Annotated in this window: 18 protein-coding genes and 1 tRNA gene; 18 read left to right on the forward strand and 1 reads right to left on the reverse strand. The window is 60.9% G+C overall.

The features are described 5' to 3' along the window. Positions 1-13 precede the first annotated feature (13 nt). The 10 genes from pyrH (at position 14) to rpmE (ending at position 9,480) form a co-directional block, all read left to right on the forward strand. Positions 14-733: a UMP kinase gene (gene pyrH, locus ABL914_RS04290; RefSeq protein WP_391561924.1), complete on the forward strand. Its 720-nt coding sequence runs from the start codon at positions 14-16 to the stop codon at positions 731-733. 4 nt (positions 734-737) lie between these two features. Next, positions 738-1,295 carry a ribosome recycling factor gene (gene frr, locus ABL914_RS04295; protein WP_391561925.1) on the forward strand — a complete coding sequence of 186 codons (558 nt, stop codon included), beginning with the start codon at positions 738-740 and terminating at the stop codon, positions 1,293-1,295. A 44-nt stretch (positions 1,296-1,339) separates the two neighbouring features. Continuing rightward, a complete protein-coding gene (gene uppS, locus ABL914_RS04300; RefSeq protein WP_391561989.1) occupies positions 1,340-1,984 on the forward strand; it encodes a polyprenyl diphosphate synthase in 645 nt (214 codons plus the stop codon). After that, positions 1,971-2,690 (forward strand): phosphatidate cytidylyltransferase, encoded by a 720-nt coding sequence (locus ABL914_RS04305; RefSeq protein ID WP_391561926.1) that lies wholly within the window; start codon positions 1,971-1,973, stop codon positions 2,688-2,690. Before uppS ends, ABL914_RS04305 begins: the two co-directional genes overlap by 14 nt. Positions 2,691-2,699: 9 nt before the next feature. Then, complete coding sequence (gene dxr / locus ABL914_RS04310; RefSeq protein ID WP_391561990.1) at positions 2,700-3,854, forward strand: 1-deoxy-D-xylulose-5-phosphate reductoisomerase; 1,155 nt, start codon at positions 2,700-2,702, stop codon at positions 3,852-3,854. Between the two features lies 1 nt (position 3,855). Then, complete coding sequence (locus ABL914_RS04315) at positions 3,856-4,962, forward strand: M50 family metallopeptidase (RefSeq protein ID WP_391561927.1); 1,107 nt, start codon at positions 3,856-3,858, stop codon at positions 4,960-4,962. Between the two features lie 273 nt (positions 4,963-5,235). Then, a complete protein-coding gene (bamA, locus tag ABL914_RS04320; RefSeq protein WP_391561991.1) occupies positions 5,236-7,866 on the forward strand; it encodes an outer membrane protein assembly factor BamA in 2,631 nt (876 codons plus the stop codon). Further along, entirely contained in the window at positions 7,866-8,636 is a 771-nt protein-coding gene (locus ABL914_RS04325) for an OmpH family outer membrane protein (RefSeq protein WP_391561928.1), read from the forward strand. The genes bamA and ABL914_RS04325 overlap by 1 nt, the downstream gene beginning before the upstream one ends. Before the next feature lie 20 nt (positions 8,637-8,656). After that, positions 8,657-9,130, forward strand: coding sequence for a 3-hydroxyacyl-ACP dehydratase FabZ (gene fabZ / locus ABL914_RS04330; RefSeq protein ID WP_391561929.1), 474 nt, complete (start codon positions 8,657-8,659; stop codon positions 9,128-9,130). 122 nt (positions 9,131-9,252) lie between these two features. Then, positions 9,253-9,480 (forward strand): 50S ribosomal protein L31, encoded by a 228-nt coding sequence (rpmE, locus tag ABL914_RS04335; protein WP_391561930.1) that lies wholly within the window; start codon positions 9,253-9,255, stop codon positions 9,478-9,480. A gap of 89 nt (positions 9,481-9,569) precedes the next feature. On the opposite strand, the gene ABL914_RS04340 is transcribed toward rpmE, so the two are convergent. Next, entirely contained in the window at positions 9,570-9,899 is a 330-nt protein-coding gene (locus tag ABL914_RS04340; protein WP_391561931.1) for a PilZ domain-containing protein, read from the reverse strand. 204 nt (positions 9,900-10,103) lie between these two features. Here ABL914_RS04340 and ABL914_RS04345 point away from each other — a divergent pair. The 8 genes from ABL914_RS04345 to ABL914_RS04380 all read left to right on the forward strand — a co-directional run bounded on the left by ABL914_RS04345 (position 10,104) and on the right by ABL914_RS04380 (position 15,129). Next, positions 10,104-10,180: transfer RNA gene (locus ABL914_RS04345), tRNA-His, on the forward strand. An 84-nt stretch (positions 10,181-10,264) separates the two neighbouring features. Further along, the gene (ccmC, locus tag ABL914_RS04350; RefSeq protein ID WP_391561932.1) at positions 10,265-10,996 is read left to right on the forward strand and encodes a heme ABC transporter permease CcmC; all 732 of its coding nucleotides are present in this window, start codon (positions 10,265-10,267) and stop codon (positions 10,994-10,996) included. Next, a complete protein-coding gene (locus ABL914_RS04355; RefSeq protein ID WP_391561933.1) occupies positions 10,989-11,129 on the forward strand; it encodes a hypothetical protein in 141 nt (46 codons plus the stop codon). Before ccmC ends, ABL914_RS04355 begins: the two co-directional genes overlap by 8 nt. After that, a complete protein-coding gene (gene ccmE / locus ABL914_RS04360) occupies positions 11,126-11,584 on the forward strand; it encodes a cytochrome c maturation protein CcmE (RefSeq protein ID WP_391561934.1) in 459 nt (152 codons plus the stop codon). Before ABL914_RS04355 ends, ccmE begins: the two co-directional genes overlap by 4 nt. Next, on the forward strand, positions 11,581-13,524 hold the full coding sequence (locus ABL914_RS04365) for a heme lyase CcmF/NrfE family subunit (RefSeq protein ID WP_391561935.1): 1,944 nt from the start codon (positions 11,581-11,583) through the stop codon (positions 13,522-13,524). The genes ccmE and ABL914_RS04365 overlap by 4 nt, the downstream gene beginning before the upstream one ends. Further along, positions 13,521-14,078, forward strand: a complete 558-nt coding sequence (locus tag ABL914_RS04370; protein ID WP_391561936.1) for a redoxin family protein — start codon at positions 13,521-13,523, stop codon at positions 14,076-14,078. The genes ABL914_RS04365 and ABL914_RS04370 overlap by 4 nt, the downstream gene beginning before the upstream one ends. Beyond that, complete coding sequence (locus tag ABL914_RS04375) at positions 14,075-14,482, forward strand: cytochrome c-type biogenesis protein CcmH (RefSeq protein WP_391561937.1); 408 nt, start codon at positions 14,075-14,077, stop codon at positions 14,480-14,482. Before ABL914_RS04370 ends, ABL914_RS04375 begins: the two co-directional genes overlap by 4 nt. Beyond that, positions 14,482-15,129: a tetratricopeptide repeat protein gene (locus ABL914_RS04380; protein ID WP_391561938.1), complete on the forward strand. Its 648-nt coding sequence runs from the start codon at positions 14,482-14,484 to the stop codon at positions 15,127-15,129. Before ABL914_RS04375 ends, ABL914_RS04380 begins: the two co-directional genes overlap by 1 nt. Position 15,130: the final 1 nt, after the last annotated feature.

Genomic DNA, 15,130 nt, shown 5'->3' on the forward strand with positions numbered 1-15,130 from the left:
GATGCAACACCCCATGCCGAAACCCGCCTACAAACGCATCCTTCTAAAGCTTTCGGGCGAAGTGCTGATGGGCAACCAGCAGTTCGGGATCGATCCCGAATTCGTGGCAGAGCTGGCCAAGGAAGTGAAGGCGGCGCAGGAAACCGGGCTGGATATCTGTCTGGTGATTGGCGGCGGTAATATCTTTCGCGGGATGGCCGGCGCGGCCAAGGGGATGGACCGGGCCCAGGCTGATTACATGGGCATGCTGGCCACCGTGATGAATGCGCTGGCAATGCAGAACGCGCTTGAACAGATCGGCGTCCATACCAGGGTGCAAAGCGCGGTTGAGATGGACAAGGTCTGTGAGCCGGTGATCCGCCGCCGGGCCGAACGGCACCTTGAAAAAGGCCGGGTGGTTATCTTTGCCGCAGGCGTTGGCGCGCCCTATTTCACCACCGATAGCGGGGCGGCTTTGCGCGCGGCTGAAATGCAGTGCGATGCGCTGCTCAAGGGCACGTCAGTAGATGGGATTTATGACAGCGATCCCAAAACCAATCCCGCAGCCAAACGTTATGATTCAGTCGATTATGATACGGTTCTGGCACAGAACCTGAAAGTTATGGATGCCAGCGCCGTGGCGCTGTGCCGTGATAACAACATACCGATCGTCGTCTTCTCGATCCGCGAAAAGGGCAACCTGGCCAAGGTGCTGCGCGGCGAGGGAACGCAGACACTTGTGAAAAAGGGGTAAGGGCATGGCCAAATATGACAAGGCCGATCTTGAGCGCAGAATGAAGGGCGCGGTGGATTCGCTCCGCAGCGATCTGAACGGCCTGCGCACCGGCCGGGCCAACACCGGCCTGCTCGATCCGATCACGGTAGAGGTTTACGGCAGCCAGATGCCGCTCAGCCAGGTTGCGACCGTTTCTGCGCCTGAACCGCGCATGCTTTCTGTGCAGGTCTGGGATAAATCGAACGTGACCCCGGTGGAAAAGGCGATCCGTTCGGCCGGGCTTGGGCTCAACCCGATCAACGATGGCAACACTATCCGTCTGCCGATCCCGGATCTTACCGAGGAACGCCGCAAGGAACTGGCCAAGCTGGCGCATTCCTATGCCGAAAAGGCCCGGATCGCGATCCGCAATGTGCGGCGTGACGGGATGGACAACCTCAAGGCCGATGAGAACAAGAAGGAAATTTCCGAGGACGATCGCAAGCGCGGCGAAACCGAGGTGCAGAAGCTGACCGATGATGTGATCAAGGAAGCCGATGCCGTCGCCGCCCAGAAAGAACAGGAAATTCTTGGCAAGTGACGGTTGAGCGCGCCACCCATGGCGCGCGCCATGTCGCCATCATTATGGATGGCAACGGGCGGTGGGCCAAGAAGCGCCATTTGCCGCGCGCGGTGGGCCATCAGCGCGGGGTTGAGGCGGTTCGCAGCGTCAGCCGGGCGGCCCGAGCGATGGGGCTTGAGGCATTGACCCTCTATGCCTTCAGCACCGAAAACTGGAGCCGCCCGGAAGACGAGGTTTCGGCCCTGATGGGGCTTTTGAAGCACTTCATCCAAAGCGATCTTGCAGAATTCGTTCGCGATAACGTGCGGCTGCGGATCCTTGGCGAATGGCGCGCATTGGCCCCCGATCTGGTTGCGCTGATCGAAGACGCTCTGGAACAGACTGCCGCCAACACCGGCCCGGCGCTGGTGGTTGCACTCAACTATGGCGCGCAGGACGAGATTGCCCGCGCTGCGACCAAGGCTGCGGCCAAAGGCGCGGTAACAATCGGCAGCATAGAGGCAGAGCTGGATACAGCCGGCTTGCCGCCACTTGATCTGCTGATCCGCACCTCGGGCGAAGTGCGGCTTTCCAACTTCCTGCTGTGGCAGGCGGCCTATGCCGAAATGATTTTCACCGATGTGCTGTGGCCCGATTTCAGCCCAGCGCATCTGCACGATGCCCTGGCCGAATTTGCCGAGCGGGAGCGGCGCTATGGCGGACGCTGATGCTCCTGCCAAAAGGAGCGACCTTCCAGTTCGCCTGGCCTCGGCCATTGTCATGGCCGCGGTGGCGGGCGGTGCTGTCTGGGCTGGGGGCCTCGTGTTTTCGCTGTTCCTGCTGGCGTTGGCGGGCGGATTGATCTGGGAATGGTGGGGGCTGGTTTCCAGGATTGCCAAGTCCCCGTTTGGGCTGATCGGTGCGATGCTGCTTGGCGTTGGCTATATCGGCTGGGCGCTGAAAGTGGTGCATTGGCTGTGGGTTGCACCGCATGCCAATAGCTTTGCTGCGTTCCTGTTTGTGGTAACGGCAGTGATGGTTGTGGGGGTTGATGTTGGGGCCTATTTCACCGGTCGCACGTTTGGCGGTCCCAAGATTGCACCAAGGATCAGTCCGTCGAAAACCTGGTCCGGGCTGCTGGGCGGGATGCTTGGCGCATCGCTGATCGGGCTTGGTGCGATCAGCTTTCGCAGCACCGCGCCAGATCTGTGGAAGCTGCAGATCCTGGCTGTGATTTTTGCCATACTGGTCGCCGTGATTGCGCAGAGCGGGGATTTTCTGGAAAGCTGGATGAAGCGCAAAGCCGGGGTGAAAGATTCTGGCACCTTGATTCCCGGCCATGGCGGCTTGCTTGATCGGCTGGATGGGCACCTGATGGTCTTCGCGCTGCTGCCCTTCGTTGTCGGGCTTTTGCATGCTGCACCCTGGCTGTAGCGCATGACCATGCCGCATTCCATCTCGATCCTTGGCGCGACCGGTTCAATCGGCGCCTCAACGCTTGATCTGATCCGGCGCGAGCCGGGCAGGTGGCGAGTGGTGGCGTTAACCGCCAATTCCCAGGCCGCAGAACTGGCCAGATTGGCGCGCGAATTTTCGGCCGAAGTGGCGGTGGTTGCCGATGAAAGCTGCCTGGCCGATCTGCGCGCGGTGCTGGCCGGAAGCGGAATTGAAGCCGCGGGCGGGGCAGAGGCCTTGCTTGAGGCTGCGCGGCGCCCGGCGGCGATAACCGTGGCCGCGATTGTCGGCTGTGCAGGGCTGGCCGCTACTATGGCAGCGATCGAGCAAGGCGGAGTGATCGCGCTGGCCAACAAGGAAGCGCTGGTTTCTGCCGGAGAGGTGATGAAAGCCTCGGTTATGCGGCATGGCGCAACCTTGTTGCCGATGGACAGCGAGCATAACGCGATCTTCCAGTGTCTGGCCGGCAATGACATTGCCCATGTCCGCTCGATCACGCTAACCGCCAGCGGCGGCCCGCTCCGCACCTGGAATGCCGCGCAATTGGCCGCTGCCACGCGCGAACAGGCGCTAAGGCATCCCAATTGGGATATGGGCGCGAAGATTACCATCGATAGCGCCACCATGTTCAACAAGGGGCTGGAACTGATCGAGGCGCACCATTTGTTCCCGGTTGGGCTGGATAAGCTGAAAATCGTGGTTCACCCGCAATCGGTGGTTCACTCGATGGTTGAATACCGCGATGGCTCAACGTTGGCACAGCTGGGCCCTTCGGACATGCGGGTGCCGATTGCATCGTGCCTGGGCTGGCCGGCGCGGATGGACACGCCCTGCGCCCCGCTTGACCTTGCGGCGCTGGGCGAGCTGACCTTTTGCGCGCCAAATGAAGAGCTGTTCCCCGCCACGCGCCTGTGCCGCCAGGCTGCCGAAGCGGGCGGGGCAGCGGCCTTGGTGTTGAATGCCGCCAACGAAGTGGCGGTCGCCGCTTTCCTGTCCGGTCAGATCGGGTTCACCCGGATCGCCGTAATGGTTGAAAAGACGATGTCCCGATTTGGACCTGCCGCGCCCACTTCGCTTGAAGCTGTGATTGCGCTAGATGCCGAAGCGCGGGTCCATGCCCGCGCCTTGCTGGAGCTTGCCTGAATTGCTTGAATCCCCCTCTATCCTGCTGACGGTATTCGCCTTTTTGCTGATGATCGGCCCGCTGATCGTGATCCATGAACTGGGACACTATTGGGCTGGGCGGCTGTGCGGGGTGCGCGCGCTGACTTTCTCGGTCGGGTTCGGCAAGGAATTGTGGCACCGGATCGACAAGCGCGGCACCCGCTGGCGGATCGCGGCCTTTCCGCTGGGCGGCTATGTGCAATTTGCGGGCGATGCTGATCCATCAAGCCGGCCTGATCCCAGCCTTGAAGGGGCTTCGCAAGAAACGTTGAAGGGCACGCTGCCCGGGGCCACGCTGTTGCAGCGATCGTTCATCTCGTTCGCCGGGCCACTGGCCAATCTGGTGACAGCGGTACTGATTTTTGCCGGGTTTGCTGCCGTCTATGGTACGCTTTATGCTGCGCCGGTTGTTGGGCGATTTTCTGAAAAATCCGCTGCGCAGGCCGCTGGTATCCAGCTGGGAGACCGGATCGTTGCGATTGACGGGGCCCGGATTGACGAATTTTCCGATATTGCGCCGCGGGTTGCACTCTATCCCGATCAGACCGTGCGCCTTGAGGTGGAGCGGGCCGGGCGCCAGCTGGAAATTCCGGTAAAGGTTGCTTTGGTGACGGAGAAGGACCGGTTCGGTAACGAATACCAGCGCGGGCTGCTGGGGGTTGGCGGAACCAAGGTTGAAGTTCGCAAACTGGGGCCGCTTGCCGCCTTGGGTTTTGGGATTGGTGCCAGTTACGAACAGATCCGCACAACTGCCATTGCGCTGAAGCAAATGGTTGTGGGCCAGCGATCGGTGGCCGATCTTTCCGGACTGCCCCGAACCGCCAAGGTTTCGGGCGAAATGATGGCGCTGGGGTGGTTTGCCTTCGTTCAGTTCGTGGCGTTCGTTTCAATTAATTTGGCATTCATCAACCTGCTGCCAATCCCCACGTTAGACGGTGGGCACCTGGCGATGTATGCCGCGGAAGCAGTCCGCCGCAAACCGCTGGATATCCGCAGTCAGGAATTGGCGTTCCGCATCGGCATGGGCTTTGTCCTCGCGCTTGCGGTATTCGTTAACATGAACGACCTCATCCAGATGTTCCTTTAACGGGACGAACCGGGTGGGGAGGGACCGAAAACTGCGGAAGGTTGCAGCAACTTTGCTTGATCGGATGGTGCGCATGGGGCAGAGGGCGACGCTACGCCTTCAGGTTGCCACGCGGACTGCCCATGCAGACTGCAACAGCCGCAAATATTGACGGGAAATACCGTGCCGAACACTTGCCGCACCGACCACAGTTTTGCTTCAACCCGCCGGAAGCCACGGGTGGTCGTTGCCTTGCTTGCCAGCACCGTTCTGGTCAGCCTTTCCAGCCAGGCCATGGCCCAGATTGCCCCCGCAGCGGCCCCGGTCGCCGTGCCTGCCCCGGCCCCTGCCCAAGGGGTGACAATCAGCGCCGTCAACGTAGTTGGCTCGCAGCGCCTTGAGCCCGATACGATCCGGTCTTACGTCAAATTGCGGGTCGGTCAGCCCTATAGCCAGGCCAGCGCCGATCAGGCGGTGAAAGATCTGTTCGCGACCGAACTGTTCGCCAATGTCGCGATCACCAACGAAAATGGTGTCGTGACGATCGAGGTGAAGGAAAACCCGGTGATCAACCGGATCATCCTTGAAGGCAACAAGCGGATCAAGGATGAAAAGATCCTGCCGGAAATCAAGCTGGCCCCGCGCCAGATATTTACCCGGTCCAAGGTTCGCGCCGACGTTTCGCGGATTATCGAGCTGTACAAGCGCCAGGGCCGTTTCGCCGCTTCGGTTGAGCCCAAGATGGTCATGCTTGAGCAGAACCGCGTCGATATCGTTTTTGAAATCACGGAAGGTCCCAAAAGCAAGGTCCGCCGGATCAACATTCTGGGCAACGAGGCGTTTTCGGACAAAGAGCTGCACAGTGAAATGTACACCAAGCAGGCGGCTTTCTATCGCTTCATGTCATCGGGCACGACCTATGATCCCGATCGGATGGCGTTCGATCAGCAAAAACTGCGGCAGTTCTATCTGACCAAGGGCTATGCCGATTTCCGGGTGGTTTCGGCCGTGGCTGAACTTACGCCGGATAAAAAGGATTTCATCCTCACCTATGTGGTTGAGGAAGGCCCGCGTTACCGCTTTGGCGAGGTAAAGGTTGAAAGCCAGCTGCGCGATTTCGATGGTGATCGGCTGGCCTCCCAGCTGCCGATGAAGAAAGGCGATTGGTACAACGCCAAGCTGGTTGAAGATACGATTGACCGGCTCAACGATACGCTGGGCGCGTTTGGCTATGCCTTTGCCGACGTTCGGCCTGAATATTCGCGCAACAAAGACGATCTGACGATGAGTCTGACGTTCCAGATTGCCGAAGCGCCGCGCGTTTACGTCGAACGGATCGACGTGAACGGCAACACGCTGACCCAGGACAAGGTGATCCGCCGCGAATTTCGCCTTGCCGAAGGTGATGCGTTCAATTCGCTGCAGGTCAAGCGTTCAACTGCGCGGATCAATTCGCTGGGCTATTTCCAGGAACGCTTCGAAGTCGATCAAAAGCCGGGCTCGGCGCCTGACCGGATCGTGCTTGAAGCCAATGTTGAAGAAAAGCCCACTGGGCAGCTGCAACTTTCGGCCGGCTATTCCAGCCTTGAAGGGCTGATCTTCCAGGGTTCGATTGAGCAACGCAACTTCCGCGGCCGGGGGCAGACGATCGGGCTCGATCTGGGCTACTCGCAGTATTCGAAGCAAGCCAATATCAGCTTCACCGAGCCTTACCTGTTCGATCGCAACATCTCGCTGGGCGTGAACATCTATCGCCGCGATCTGAACAGCTTCAACTACTACAACGCCAATCGCAACACGATCTTCCGCCAGTCCACCACCGGGCTGCAGGTTCGGGTCGGGATTCCGGTTACCGAATATGTCTATGCAGTGGGCAGTTACACGCTGAACTATGATGACGTTTCGGTCGATCAGAGCCAGTACTATTCAACCCGCGTCAACGGCGCGCTGCAATGCGATCCGCTGCTCGCCGGGCGCTATCTGTGCGATGCAATCGGCAAGCGGACCAGCTCGATCCTGGGCATGACCCTGATGTACGATACGCTCGACAATCGGGTCCGGCCAACCCGTGGGCGCACGCTGTCGGTTTCAACCGAATTTGCGGGCCTGGGCGGCTCGGTCAAATATACCCGCTTCCGGGGCAATGCGGCTCAGTACTTCACGGTAGGCAAGGGCTTCATCTTTTCGCTGCGCGCTGAAGGCGGGATGATCCTGCCGCTTAATCATCTGGGCGATCCGGCGCTGGGCATCGATGATGTCCGCCTGACTGACCGGTTCCAGCTGGGTGAACCGCAGTTGCGCGGGTTTGACATCCGCGGGGTTGGCCCGCGCGTGATCCGCCAGTTCATCACCGATGATGGCAGCGGCAACCCGCTGGTGATTACCGACCGGGATCAAGTGGTTGACGATGCGCTGGGCGGCCGGTTCTATTACCTTGGCCATGCAGAGCTTGAAATTCCGCTGGGTTCGGGCGCGAAGGAACTTGGCCTGCGTCCGTCAATCTTCATGGATATCGGCGCGGTTTGGGGTGTGCGCAGCCCGCAATTGCAGAACAGTCCGTTCCCGGGCGGGACCTTCATCCAAAGCCGCGATCCCAGCGGCAGTCCGATCTATACCCAGATCGATGCGGCAACGCTGGTGGGCACGATCTGCACCGCAACCGCCACGTCGGTTTCAACCAATGCGGTCAATCCGGCTCCTCCGGGCTGCCTGACCAGCGCCAACAACACACCGATCGGCTCCACCGTTTCGCCGTTCCAGGAAATCTTTGTTGGCAACTCGCCCAAGCCGCGCATCTCGATCGGGATCGGGGTCAACTGGAATTCGCCCTTCGGTCCGTTCCGGATCGACTTCGCCAAAACGCTTACCAAGGTCGAGGGTGATGACACCAAGGCCTTCACATTCAACGTAGGAACCCAATTCTGATGACCAAGACCCTTAAGCATGCTGGTGGCCTGGCCCTGGCTTTCGCTCTGCTGGCACAGCCGCTGAGCGCGCAGACCCGTCCCGCAGCCGCTGCCGCCGCACCGGCCGCGCCGCGCGCCCAGATTGCCCCCGGGGTTGCCGTTGCAAACCTTGATGCGGCGATTGAAAACACCAACGCCTATCGCGCTGGCGTTGCCCAGGCGCAGAACCTCTACAAGCCGGCGATCGATGCCTATCAGGCGAAGGGCGCACAGTATGCAGCCCGCCTGAAGACGATGTACGATCAGCTTAACGCCGATATCACCGCCAAGAAGCCCGAAGCCGTGCTTCAGCAGCAATACAACGAGATCAAGAAGCTTGAAGCTCAGCGCGAAGAAGATCTGGCACAGACCATCAAGCCGCTGGTGTTCTCGATGAATTTCATGCGCGAACAGATCGAAGCCAAGCTCAGCCAGGCGGTTCAGAACGTCGCCAGCAAGCGCGGCATCACCCTGCTGCTGCGCCCTGAAACGATCTATTTCGCGGCCCCGGCCTATGACATTACCGCCGCAGTCGTTCAGGAACTGAACGTGCTGGTCCCCACGGTGCAGATCAGCCCGCCGGCTGGCTGGCTGCCGCGCGAACTGCGCGAACAGCAGGCCCAGCAGCAACCGCAAGCCCAGCAGCCTGCCCAGCCGCGTCCGGCCGGTGCTGCGCCTGCTGCCCCGGCTCCGCGTCCGGCCTCCGCACCGGCTCCGCGCCCGGCCGGCCCACAGCCCGAAGGCCGCTAAGCGCGAACCCGGGGGCAGATATGAGCGAGGAAGCACAGTCGGCGCCTAGCCTGACCTACGATATCCCCAAAATCCTGTCGGCCTTGCCGCATCGCTATCCGATGCTGCTGGTTGACAGGGTGGTGGGCCTGGTCCCCGATGGCGAAATCCACGCGATCAAGGCGGTCAGCTTCAACGAAAGCTTCTTCCAGGGTCATTTCCCCGGACGTCCGATCATGCCCGGCGTGCTTCAGATTGAGGCGCTGGCCCAAGCGGCCGGAATCCTTGCGGTTGAAACGCTCGATCTGGCTGGCAGCGGCAAACTGGTCTATTTCATGGCGATCGAGGAAGCAAAATTCCGCGCGCCTGTAGAACCAGGCGTGCTGCTTAATCTCAAGGCCGGGTTCATCCAGAAGCGCTCACGGGTGTGCAAATTCTGGGGCCGGGCTGAGGTTGAGGGCAAAGTGACTTGCGAAGTCCAATTCACCGCTATGATAGCAGACGCGCCCGCCTGATTTGCGCGAGCGGGCCGCTATTCCGACAAGCCGAAAGGCTGGACAAAACCAAAAAGAGCGGCTAACCGCGCCGCTTCTTATTTCAGGCCGGTCGGAACCGGCCATAGCGAAAGACTGATCCGATGAAGGCCGAAGGACATCCCGACTACCACGCGATCAAGGTCCAGATGACCGATGGCACCGTGTTCGAAACCCGCTCTACCTGGGGCAAGGAAGGCGATACGCTGGTGCTTGAAATCGATCCTACATCGCACCCGGCGTGGACCGGCGGCACCCGCCAGCTCGATCAGGGCGGCCGCGTTGCCCAGTTCAACAAGCGCTTTGGTGGCCTGTCGCTCAAGAAGAGCTGATCTGTCCATCTGGAATCAACAAGGGCGGCCTTTCGGGGCCGCCCTTTTGTTTTGGTAGTGTATTTGCGGAGTTATTCGCAGGCGCCGGATTATTCGCAGGCGATTGCCCGGGCATCGCTGTCGCTGATCGGGCGCAGGAATTCGATCCCGCAGGTCCCATCGCGGGCCCACCGCACCACGGCCTGGATCGACCAGTCGCTGGCAAGTTGAACCGAAACGAACATCCCGGTGCGCAGCCAATCGGCATCGCCGGCAAGGTTACAGCCATAAACCGAAACATCGCGAATCCGGACGCGGCTGCGATCGCCATGGGAGCTGCGAACCGTTCCAACCGCTTCGGCAATGCGGCGCGTTGCACGGCGCGTATTGGGCCGCGGCTGTTCGGATTCCAGTTTGGCCGGCTGACGCTTTGCAGACATTCTTACGGTTCCCCCCGGATTGCGTAACTTTCCGATCCTTTCGTAGCCAAAAAGCGTTAACAATTTCTGCCGATTTGTCAGGCACGTCTGCTGGCCGCAAATGCCCGTTTGCGCCGCGCGGCAGGCAGTTTTCGCTTCCCATCGGCGGCGCCATGTGCAAATGGGCGCGCCGCAGCGATTGGCATCTGGCCCGTTCCTGCCGTGGCGATCGTAGCTCAGTTGGTTAGAGCGCCGGTTTGTGGTACCGGAGGTCGGGGGTTCGAACCCCCTCGATCGCCCCATTTTCTCCCGATTTTACTGCTTGCCGCAGGGGGGAGCTCCTGCCAAAGCAGTTTGCAAGATTTCCCCCAGCGCAGATGGGTCGCATGCACGGTTTCGCCAATCCCGCCCGTTTCCTTCGTCTGGCACGTATGCTGACCGGACCGCTGCTGGTAATCGGGATTACCATGGCGGGGCTGTCGCTTGGCTGGGGCCTGTTTGGCGCACCGGCAGAACAGCTTCAGGGCGATAGTGTGCGGATCCTGTTCATCCACGTTCCCGCCGCCTGGCTGGGAATGGGCGGGTGGAGCGCGATCGCAATCGCCAGCCTGACCGAACTGGTCTGGCGTCACCCGCTGGCCGGCATTGCCGCGCGGGCGGTGGCCTTGCCGGGTGCGGTCTTTGCCTTGATATGTCTGGTCACCGGTTCGCTTTGGGGCCGCCCGGCCTGGGGAACATGGTGGGTCTGGGATGGCCGGCTGACCTCGATGCTGGTGCTGTTTTTCCTCTATTGCGCTTATCTGGCTCTGGCCGATGCAGCCAGCCGCGATGGGGCCAGCGGATCACGGCTGCCGGCAATTTTCGGACTGGTCGGCGCGGTCAATATTCCGATCATCCACTATTCGGTGCTGTGGTGGAACAGCCTGCACCAGCCGCCTTCGATTGGCATGGGCAAGAGCGAGATGGCCCCTGAATTCCTGTGGGGACTACTGGCCGCGACGCTGGGTTTTTCGCTGATTTTCGGCGGGGTTGTGTTGGCCCGAATGCGCGCGATTCTGGCCCATGCGCAGGCCGAGGCCCGGCTGCGCCGCCGGGCGATGGAGCATGGCGATGCGTGAAGGCTTGAACCACTGGCAATTCGTCTATGCCGCCTATGCGTTTGGGGTGGGCGGCACGATTGCGCTGATCTGGCACAGCCTGGCCGCGATGCGCCGGGCCGAAGCACAGCGTGAACGGAGCCGCGAATCATGAGCGGCGCGGTGAAGGCCAAGCATCAGCGACTGGTGCTGGTAATCGTCGCCCTGGCGGCTTTGATCGGGGCCGGCCTGCTGGCCGCCTGGGCGCTGCGATCGCAAGCAAGTTATTTCTATCTGCCAAATGAAATGGTCAGCGCTCCGCCAGCACCAGACCGGGCCGTGCGGCTGGGCGGCATGGTTGAAAAGGGATCGCTGAAAACGGCTGCCGATGGCGTGACGATCACGTTCGTGGTCAGCGATGACAAATCACGCGTTCCGGTGCGTTTCAAAGGTATTGTGCCAGATCTGTTCAAGGAAGGTTCGGGGGTTGTTGCCGAGGGCAAGCGCGCTGCCGATGGCACTTTTGTGGCAGACAATCTGCTGGCCAAGCACGATGAAAAATACGTACCGCGGGAAATGAAGGACATGACTGCCAGCCAGGCTCGGCAGATGGGTGAAGGCGTCAAGTGATCGCAACGCTGGGCTTGGCCGCGTTGTGGCTGGCGGCAGCACTGGCGGCTTTGCAATTGTTGGGCGGTCTGCTTGTCCTGCGGTCGGCGGAAAATCCGCTGGCAGCGGTGTTGCGCGGGCTGGCCGCGGTCCAGGGTGGATTGGTCGCGCTGTCCTTCGCTTGTTTGATCTGGGTGTTTGTTGAAACCGACCTATCGGTGAAGTTGGTTGCGATGAATTCGCATTCGGCCAAACCGATGCTGTTCAAGGTTGCGGCAACCTGGGGCAACCACGAAGGCTCAATGCTGCTGTGGGTGACGATCATGGCGCTGGGTGGGGCCTGTGTGGCGCTGTTTGAAAGGCGGCTGCCCGAGCCTGCGATACGGGCCACATTGGCTGCCCAAGCATTTGTCAGTATTGGGTTTTATGCCTTTTTGCTATTTGCATCAAACCCGTTTGCACGGCTTAATCCGGTTCCTGCGGACGGGCAGGGGCTTAACCCGCTGTTGCAGGACCCTGGCCTCGCGTTCCATCCGCCAACGCTGTATGTCGGATATGTCGGGCTTTCGATCGCCTTCAGCTTTGCGGTGGGCGCGCTGCTGACGCGCGAAGTCTCGCCGGCGTTCGCCCGAGCAATGCGGCCCTGGGTGCTGGGGGCCTGGGTGTTTCTGACACTTGGGATCACTGCTGGATCATACTGGGCCTATTACACACTGGGCTGGGGCGGCTGGTGGTTCTGGGATCCGGTGGAAAATGCCAGCCTGATGCCATGGCTGGCAGCAACGGCCTTGCTTCATTCAGTTTCGGTTTTGGCGGCGCGCAATGCCTTGCGAGCCTGGACGGTGATGCTGGGAGTCGTGGCCTTTTCCATGTCGATGGTTGGCACTTTTCTGGTTCGCTCAGGCGTTCTGGTCAGCGTTCATGCTTTCGCGGTTGATCCGCTGCGCGGCCAATTCATCCTGGCTTTGCTCGCACTCAATATCGGCGCAGCGCTGACCGTATTCGCCTTGCGCGCAGCCAGCGTTACCGAAGGGGAGCGGTTTGCCGCTACCAGCCGGGAATCCGCACTGGTGTTCAACAATGTCATGCTTACCGGCGTGTTGGGGATTGTGTTGGTTGGCACGCTATACCCGCTGCTGGCCGAAGCGATGGGGGCGCGGGTTTCGGTTGGGCCACCCTATTTCAATGCGGCGGGCGCGATCTTTGTTGTGCCGATGCTGCTGGTGCTGATGGCCGGCCCCATGCTTAATTGGCGGCGCGACCGGCTGTCCCGTCATATCCGCAAGCTTGCCGTGCCGGCGGTGCTGCTCTTGCTGATTGGTGCGGCGGCTGCTGCGTTTGGGGTCAAACTGTTGCCTGCACTAGGGCTGGCGCTGGGCCTTGCGCTGATCGCGGCCAGCCTGCTGCCGCTGCTGGGGCGCAGGCTGCGCACGATCAAGCTGGCGCTGTGGGGGATGGCGCTGGCGCATCTGGGCGTGGCGGTGGCACTGATCGGGATGGCATCGGACAGCGCGTTTACCCGCGAAAAACTGATCGCGATGCAGGTGGGGCAATCGGTTGAAGTCGGCCCTTGGAAGGTCGTGCTAAAGCGGATTGATCCGGTTGCAGGGCCCAACTGGACCGCGCTGGAGGCAGGGCTTGAGGCCAGCTATGCCGGCACTGCGGCCTGGCAGCTTGCGCCGCAATCGCGCAGCTTCTGGACTCCGCCGCAGCAAGTAAACCACAGTGCGCTGGCCACCCGCTGGAACGGCCAGCTGTATGCAGTGCTGGGCGAGCAGACCGAGGGAGGGCGATGGCAGCTTCGGCTGTGGTGGAAGCCGTTTGTAACGCTGATCTGGATCGGCGGCCTGCTGGTTGCGCTGGGCGGCTTCCTGGCCCTGCTGGGGCGAGTGGCAAGCGATATTCGGCGACTGGTTGCGATCGACAAGATTGCTGATCGCAGAAAACGGCAGGAACGATGACCGCTGGCGCCACCCAATCGGGCCAGCGCTGGACGTTGTGGTTGCCGCTGGGGTTTTTCACTGTGTTCGTTGCAGTGGTGCTCTATGCCTTGCTGAATCCTGCAGATCGCGAGATCAAGAGCGCGATGATCGGCAAGCCTTTGCCAGAGTTCAATTTGCGCCCTGCCTTTGCTGGTTTGCCAGGATTGTCTCGTGCCGATCTGGCTGCTGGCAAGGTTCATCTGGTCAACATCTTCGCCAGCTGGTGTGTATCTTGCGCCCTGGAAGCACCGCAACTGGCCGCACTCAGGGCAGCTGGGGTAGATGTCGTAGGCATTGCAATTCGTGATCGGCCGCAGGATCAGGCGCTGTTTCTGAAGCGCAATGGCAATCCGTTCAGCCGGATTGGCGCCGATGATGTCAGCCGGATCCAGTTTGAAATAGGATCGTCAGGGGTTCCCGAAAGCTTTGTCATCGATGGTCGGGGCACCATCAGATACCAGCATATCGGCATTATTCAGACCGAGGCTGATATGGCAGCAATTCTTGCAGCGGTGCAGGAGGCGGCGCGATGAAGCGGATTTTTGCGGTGTTTGCGCTGCTGTTTTGCGATCCGGCACTGGCTGATGACCGGATGGCTCCGGCACCCTATGCCAACGTCCAGCTTGAAGACCCGGCGCAAGAGGCACAGGCTCAGAATCTGATGGAGACGCTGCGCTGCGTTCAATGCCAAGGACAGTCGATCGCCGATTCCGATGCTAAGATTGCCGGTGATCTGCGCAATCAGGTTCGCGAAAAAATCAAGGCTGGCCAAGATCCTGATGCGATCCGGGCCTGGCTGATCGAACGCTATGGCGATTACGTCAGCTTCGAACCACGCCTGACCGGGCAGACCTGGCCGCTGTTTGCTGCCCCGCTGCTCATGCTGGGATTTGCCGCACTGTTCCTGCGCCGCCGCATTGCAAGGGGGCAAGTTTGATGGGCTGGATGATCGCAATCGCCGCAGCCGCGGCCGCACTCGCGGTGATGATTGCGGTGTTCAAGGCTCCGCGTAAATCATGGGAAGCAATTGCAGCGGCTCTGGTGTTTGGGCTGGCCGGGTTTGCGCTGCAATCCAGTCCTGGCCAGCCTGGTTCGCCAAAATCTGCCTCGGCCAGCGCAGGCCAGGACGGCAAAGATATGGTCAATGCGCAGCGGCGGCTTTCGACCGGAGGCGTGCTGGCCGGCAGTAGCCTGCTGATTATGGCCGATGCCTTTGCCCGCAAGGGGCAATTTCGCGATGCTGCGGCAATCGCGCTTGCCGCCGCTGAGAAGCAGCCAGGCAACGCTGAAGCCTGGCTAACACTGGCCAACAGCCTGGTCGCCCATGCCGGGGGCAGTCTTACTCCTGCGGCAGAATTTGCCTTTCGCCGGGCAATTGCGGCAGATCCCCAGCACCCTGGCCCGGCATTTTTCCTTGGCCTTGCGCTGGCCCAGAATGGCCAGCTTGACGCTGGCCGCGCCCAGTGGGCCGAGTTGCTGGGCCGCACCCCGCCGCAAGCGCCCTGGCGCGATGATTTGCAAGCCAGGCTGGCAGAATTGGACGCGTTCATTGCCCGCCAGCAAGCCCCATCCGCCGCCCCGTAAG

Source organism: Novosphingobium sp. (assembly GCF_040079535.1).
Classification (GTDB): domain Bacteria; phylum Pseudomonadota; class Alphaproteobacteria; order Sphingomonadales; family Sphingomonadaceae; genus Novosphingobium.

Excerpts from the sequence above, each read along its gene's own strand:
- ABL914_RS04325 (WP_391561928.1), top strand. The coding sequence starts at position 7,866 with ATGACCAAGACCCTTAAGCATGCTGGTGGCCTGGCCCTGGCTTTCGCT.
- ABL914_RS04355 (WP_391561933.1), top strand. The coding sequence starts at position 10,989 with ATGCGTGAAGGCTTGAACCACTGGCAATTCGTCTATGCCGCCTATGCG.
- ccmC (WP_391561932.1), top strand. The coding sequence starts at position 10,265 with ATGCACGGTTTCGCCAATCCCGCCCGTTTCCTTCGTCTGGCACGTATG.
- rpmE (WP_391561930.1), top strand. The coding sequence starts at position 9,253 with ATGAAGGCCGAAGGACATCCCGACTACCACGCGATCAAGGTCCAGATG.
- fabZ (WP_391561929.1), top strand. The coding sequence starts at position 8,657 with ATGAGCGAGGAAGCACAGTCGGCGCCTAGCCTGACCTACGATATCCCC.
- uppS (WP_391561989.1), top strand. The coding sequence starts at position 1,340 with ATGGATGGCAACGGGCGGTGGGCCAAGAAGCGCCATTTGCCGCGCGCG.
- ccmE (WP_391561934.1), top strand. The coding sequence starts at position 11,126 with ATGAGCGGCGCGGTGAAGGCCAAGCATCAGCGACTGGTGCTGGTAATC.
- ABL914_RS04380 (WP_391561938.1), top strand. The coding sequence starts at position 14,482 with ATGGGCTGGATGATCGCAATCGCCGCAGCCGCGGCCGCACTCGCGGTG.
- ABL914_RS04340 (WP_391561931.1), bottom strand. The coding sequence starts at position 9,899 with ATGTCTGCAAAGCGTCAGCCGGCCAAACTGGAATCCGAACAGCCGCGG.
- frr (WP_391561925.1), top strand. The coding sequence starts at position 738 with ATGGCCAAATATGACAAGGCCGATCTTGAGCGCAGAATGAAGGGCGCG.
- ABL914_RS04305 (WP_391561926.1), top strand. The coding sequence starts at position 1,971 with ATGGCGGACGCTGATGCTCCTGCCAAAAGGAGCGACCTTCCAGTTCGC.
- pyrH (WP_391561924.1), top strand. The coding sequence starts at position 14 with ATGCCGAAACCCGCCTACAAACGCATCCTTCTAAAGCTTTCGGGCGAA.
- dxr (WP_391561990.1), top strand. The coding sequence starts at position 2,700 with ATGCCGCATTCCATCTCGATCCTTGGCGCGACCGGTTCAATCGGCGCC.
- ABL914_RS04375 (WP_391561937.1), top strand. The coding sequence starts at position 14,075 with ATGAAGCGGATTTTTGCGGTGTTTGCGCTGCTGTTTTGCGATCCGGCA.
- bamA (WP_391561991.1), top strand. The coding sequence starts at position 5,236 with ATGGCCCAGATTGCCCCCGCAGCGGCCCCGGTCGCCGTGCCTGCCCCG.
- ABL914_RS04370 (WP_391561936.1), top strand. The coding sequence starts at position 13,521 with ATGACCGCTGGCGCCACCCAATCGGGCCAGCGCTGGACGTTGTGGTTG.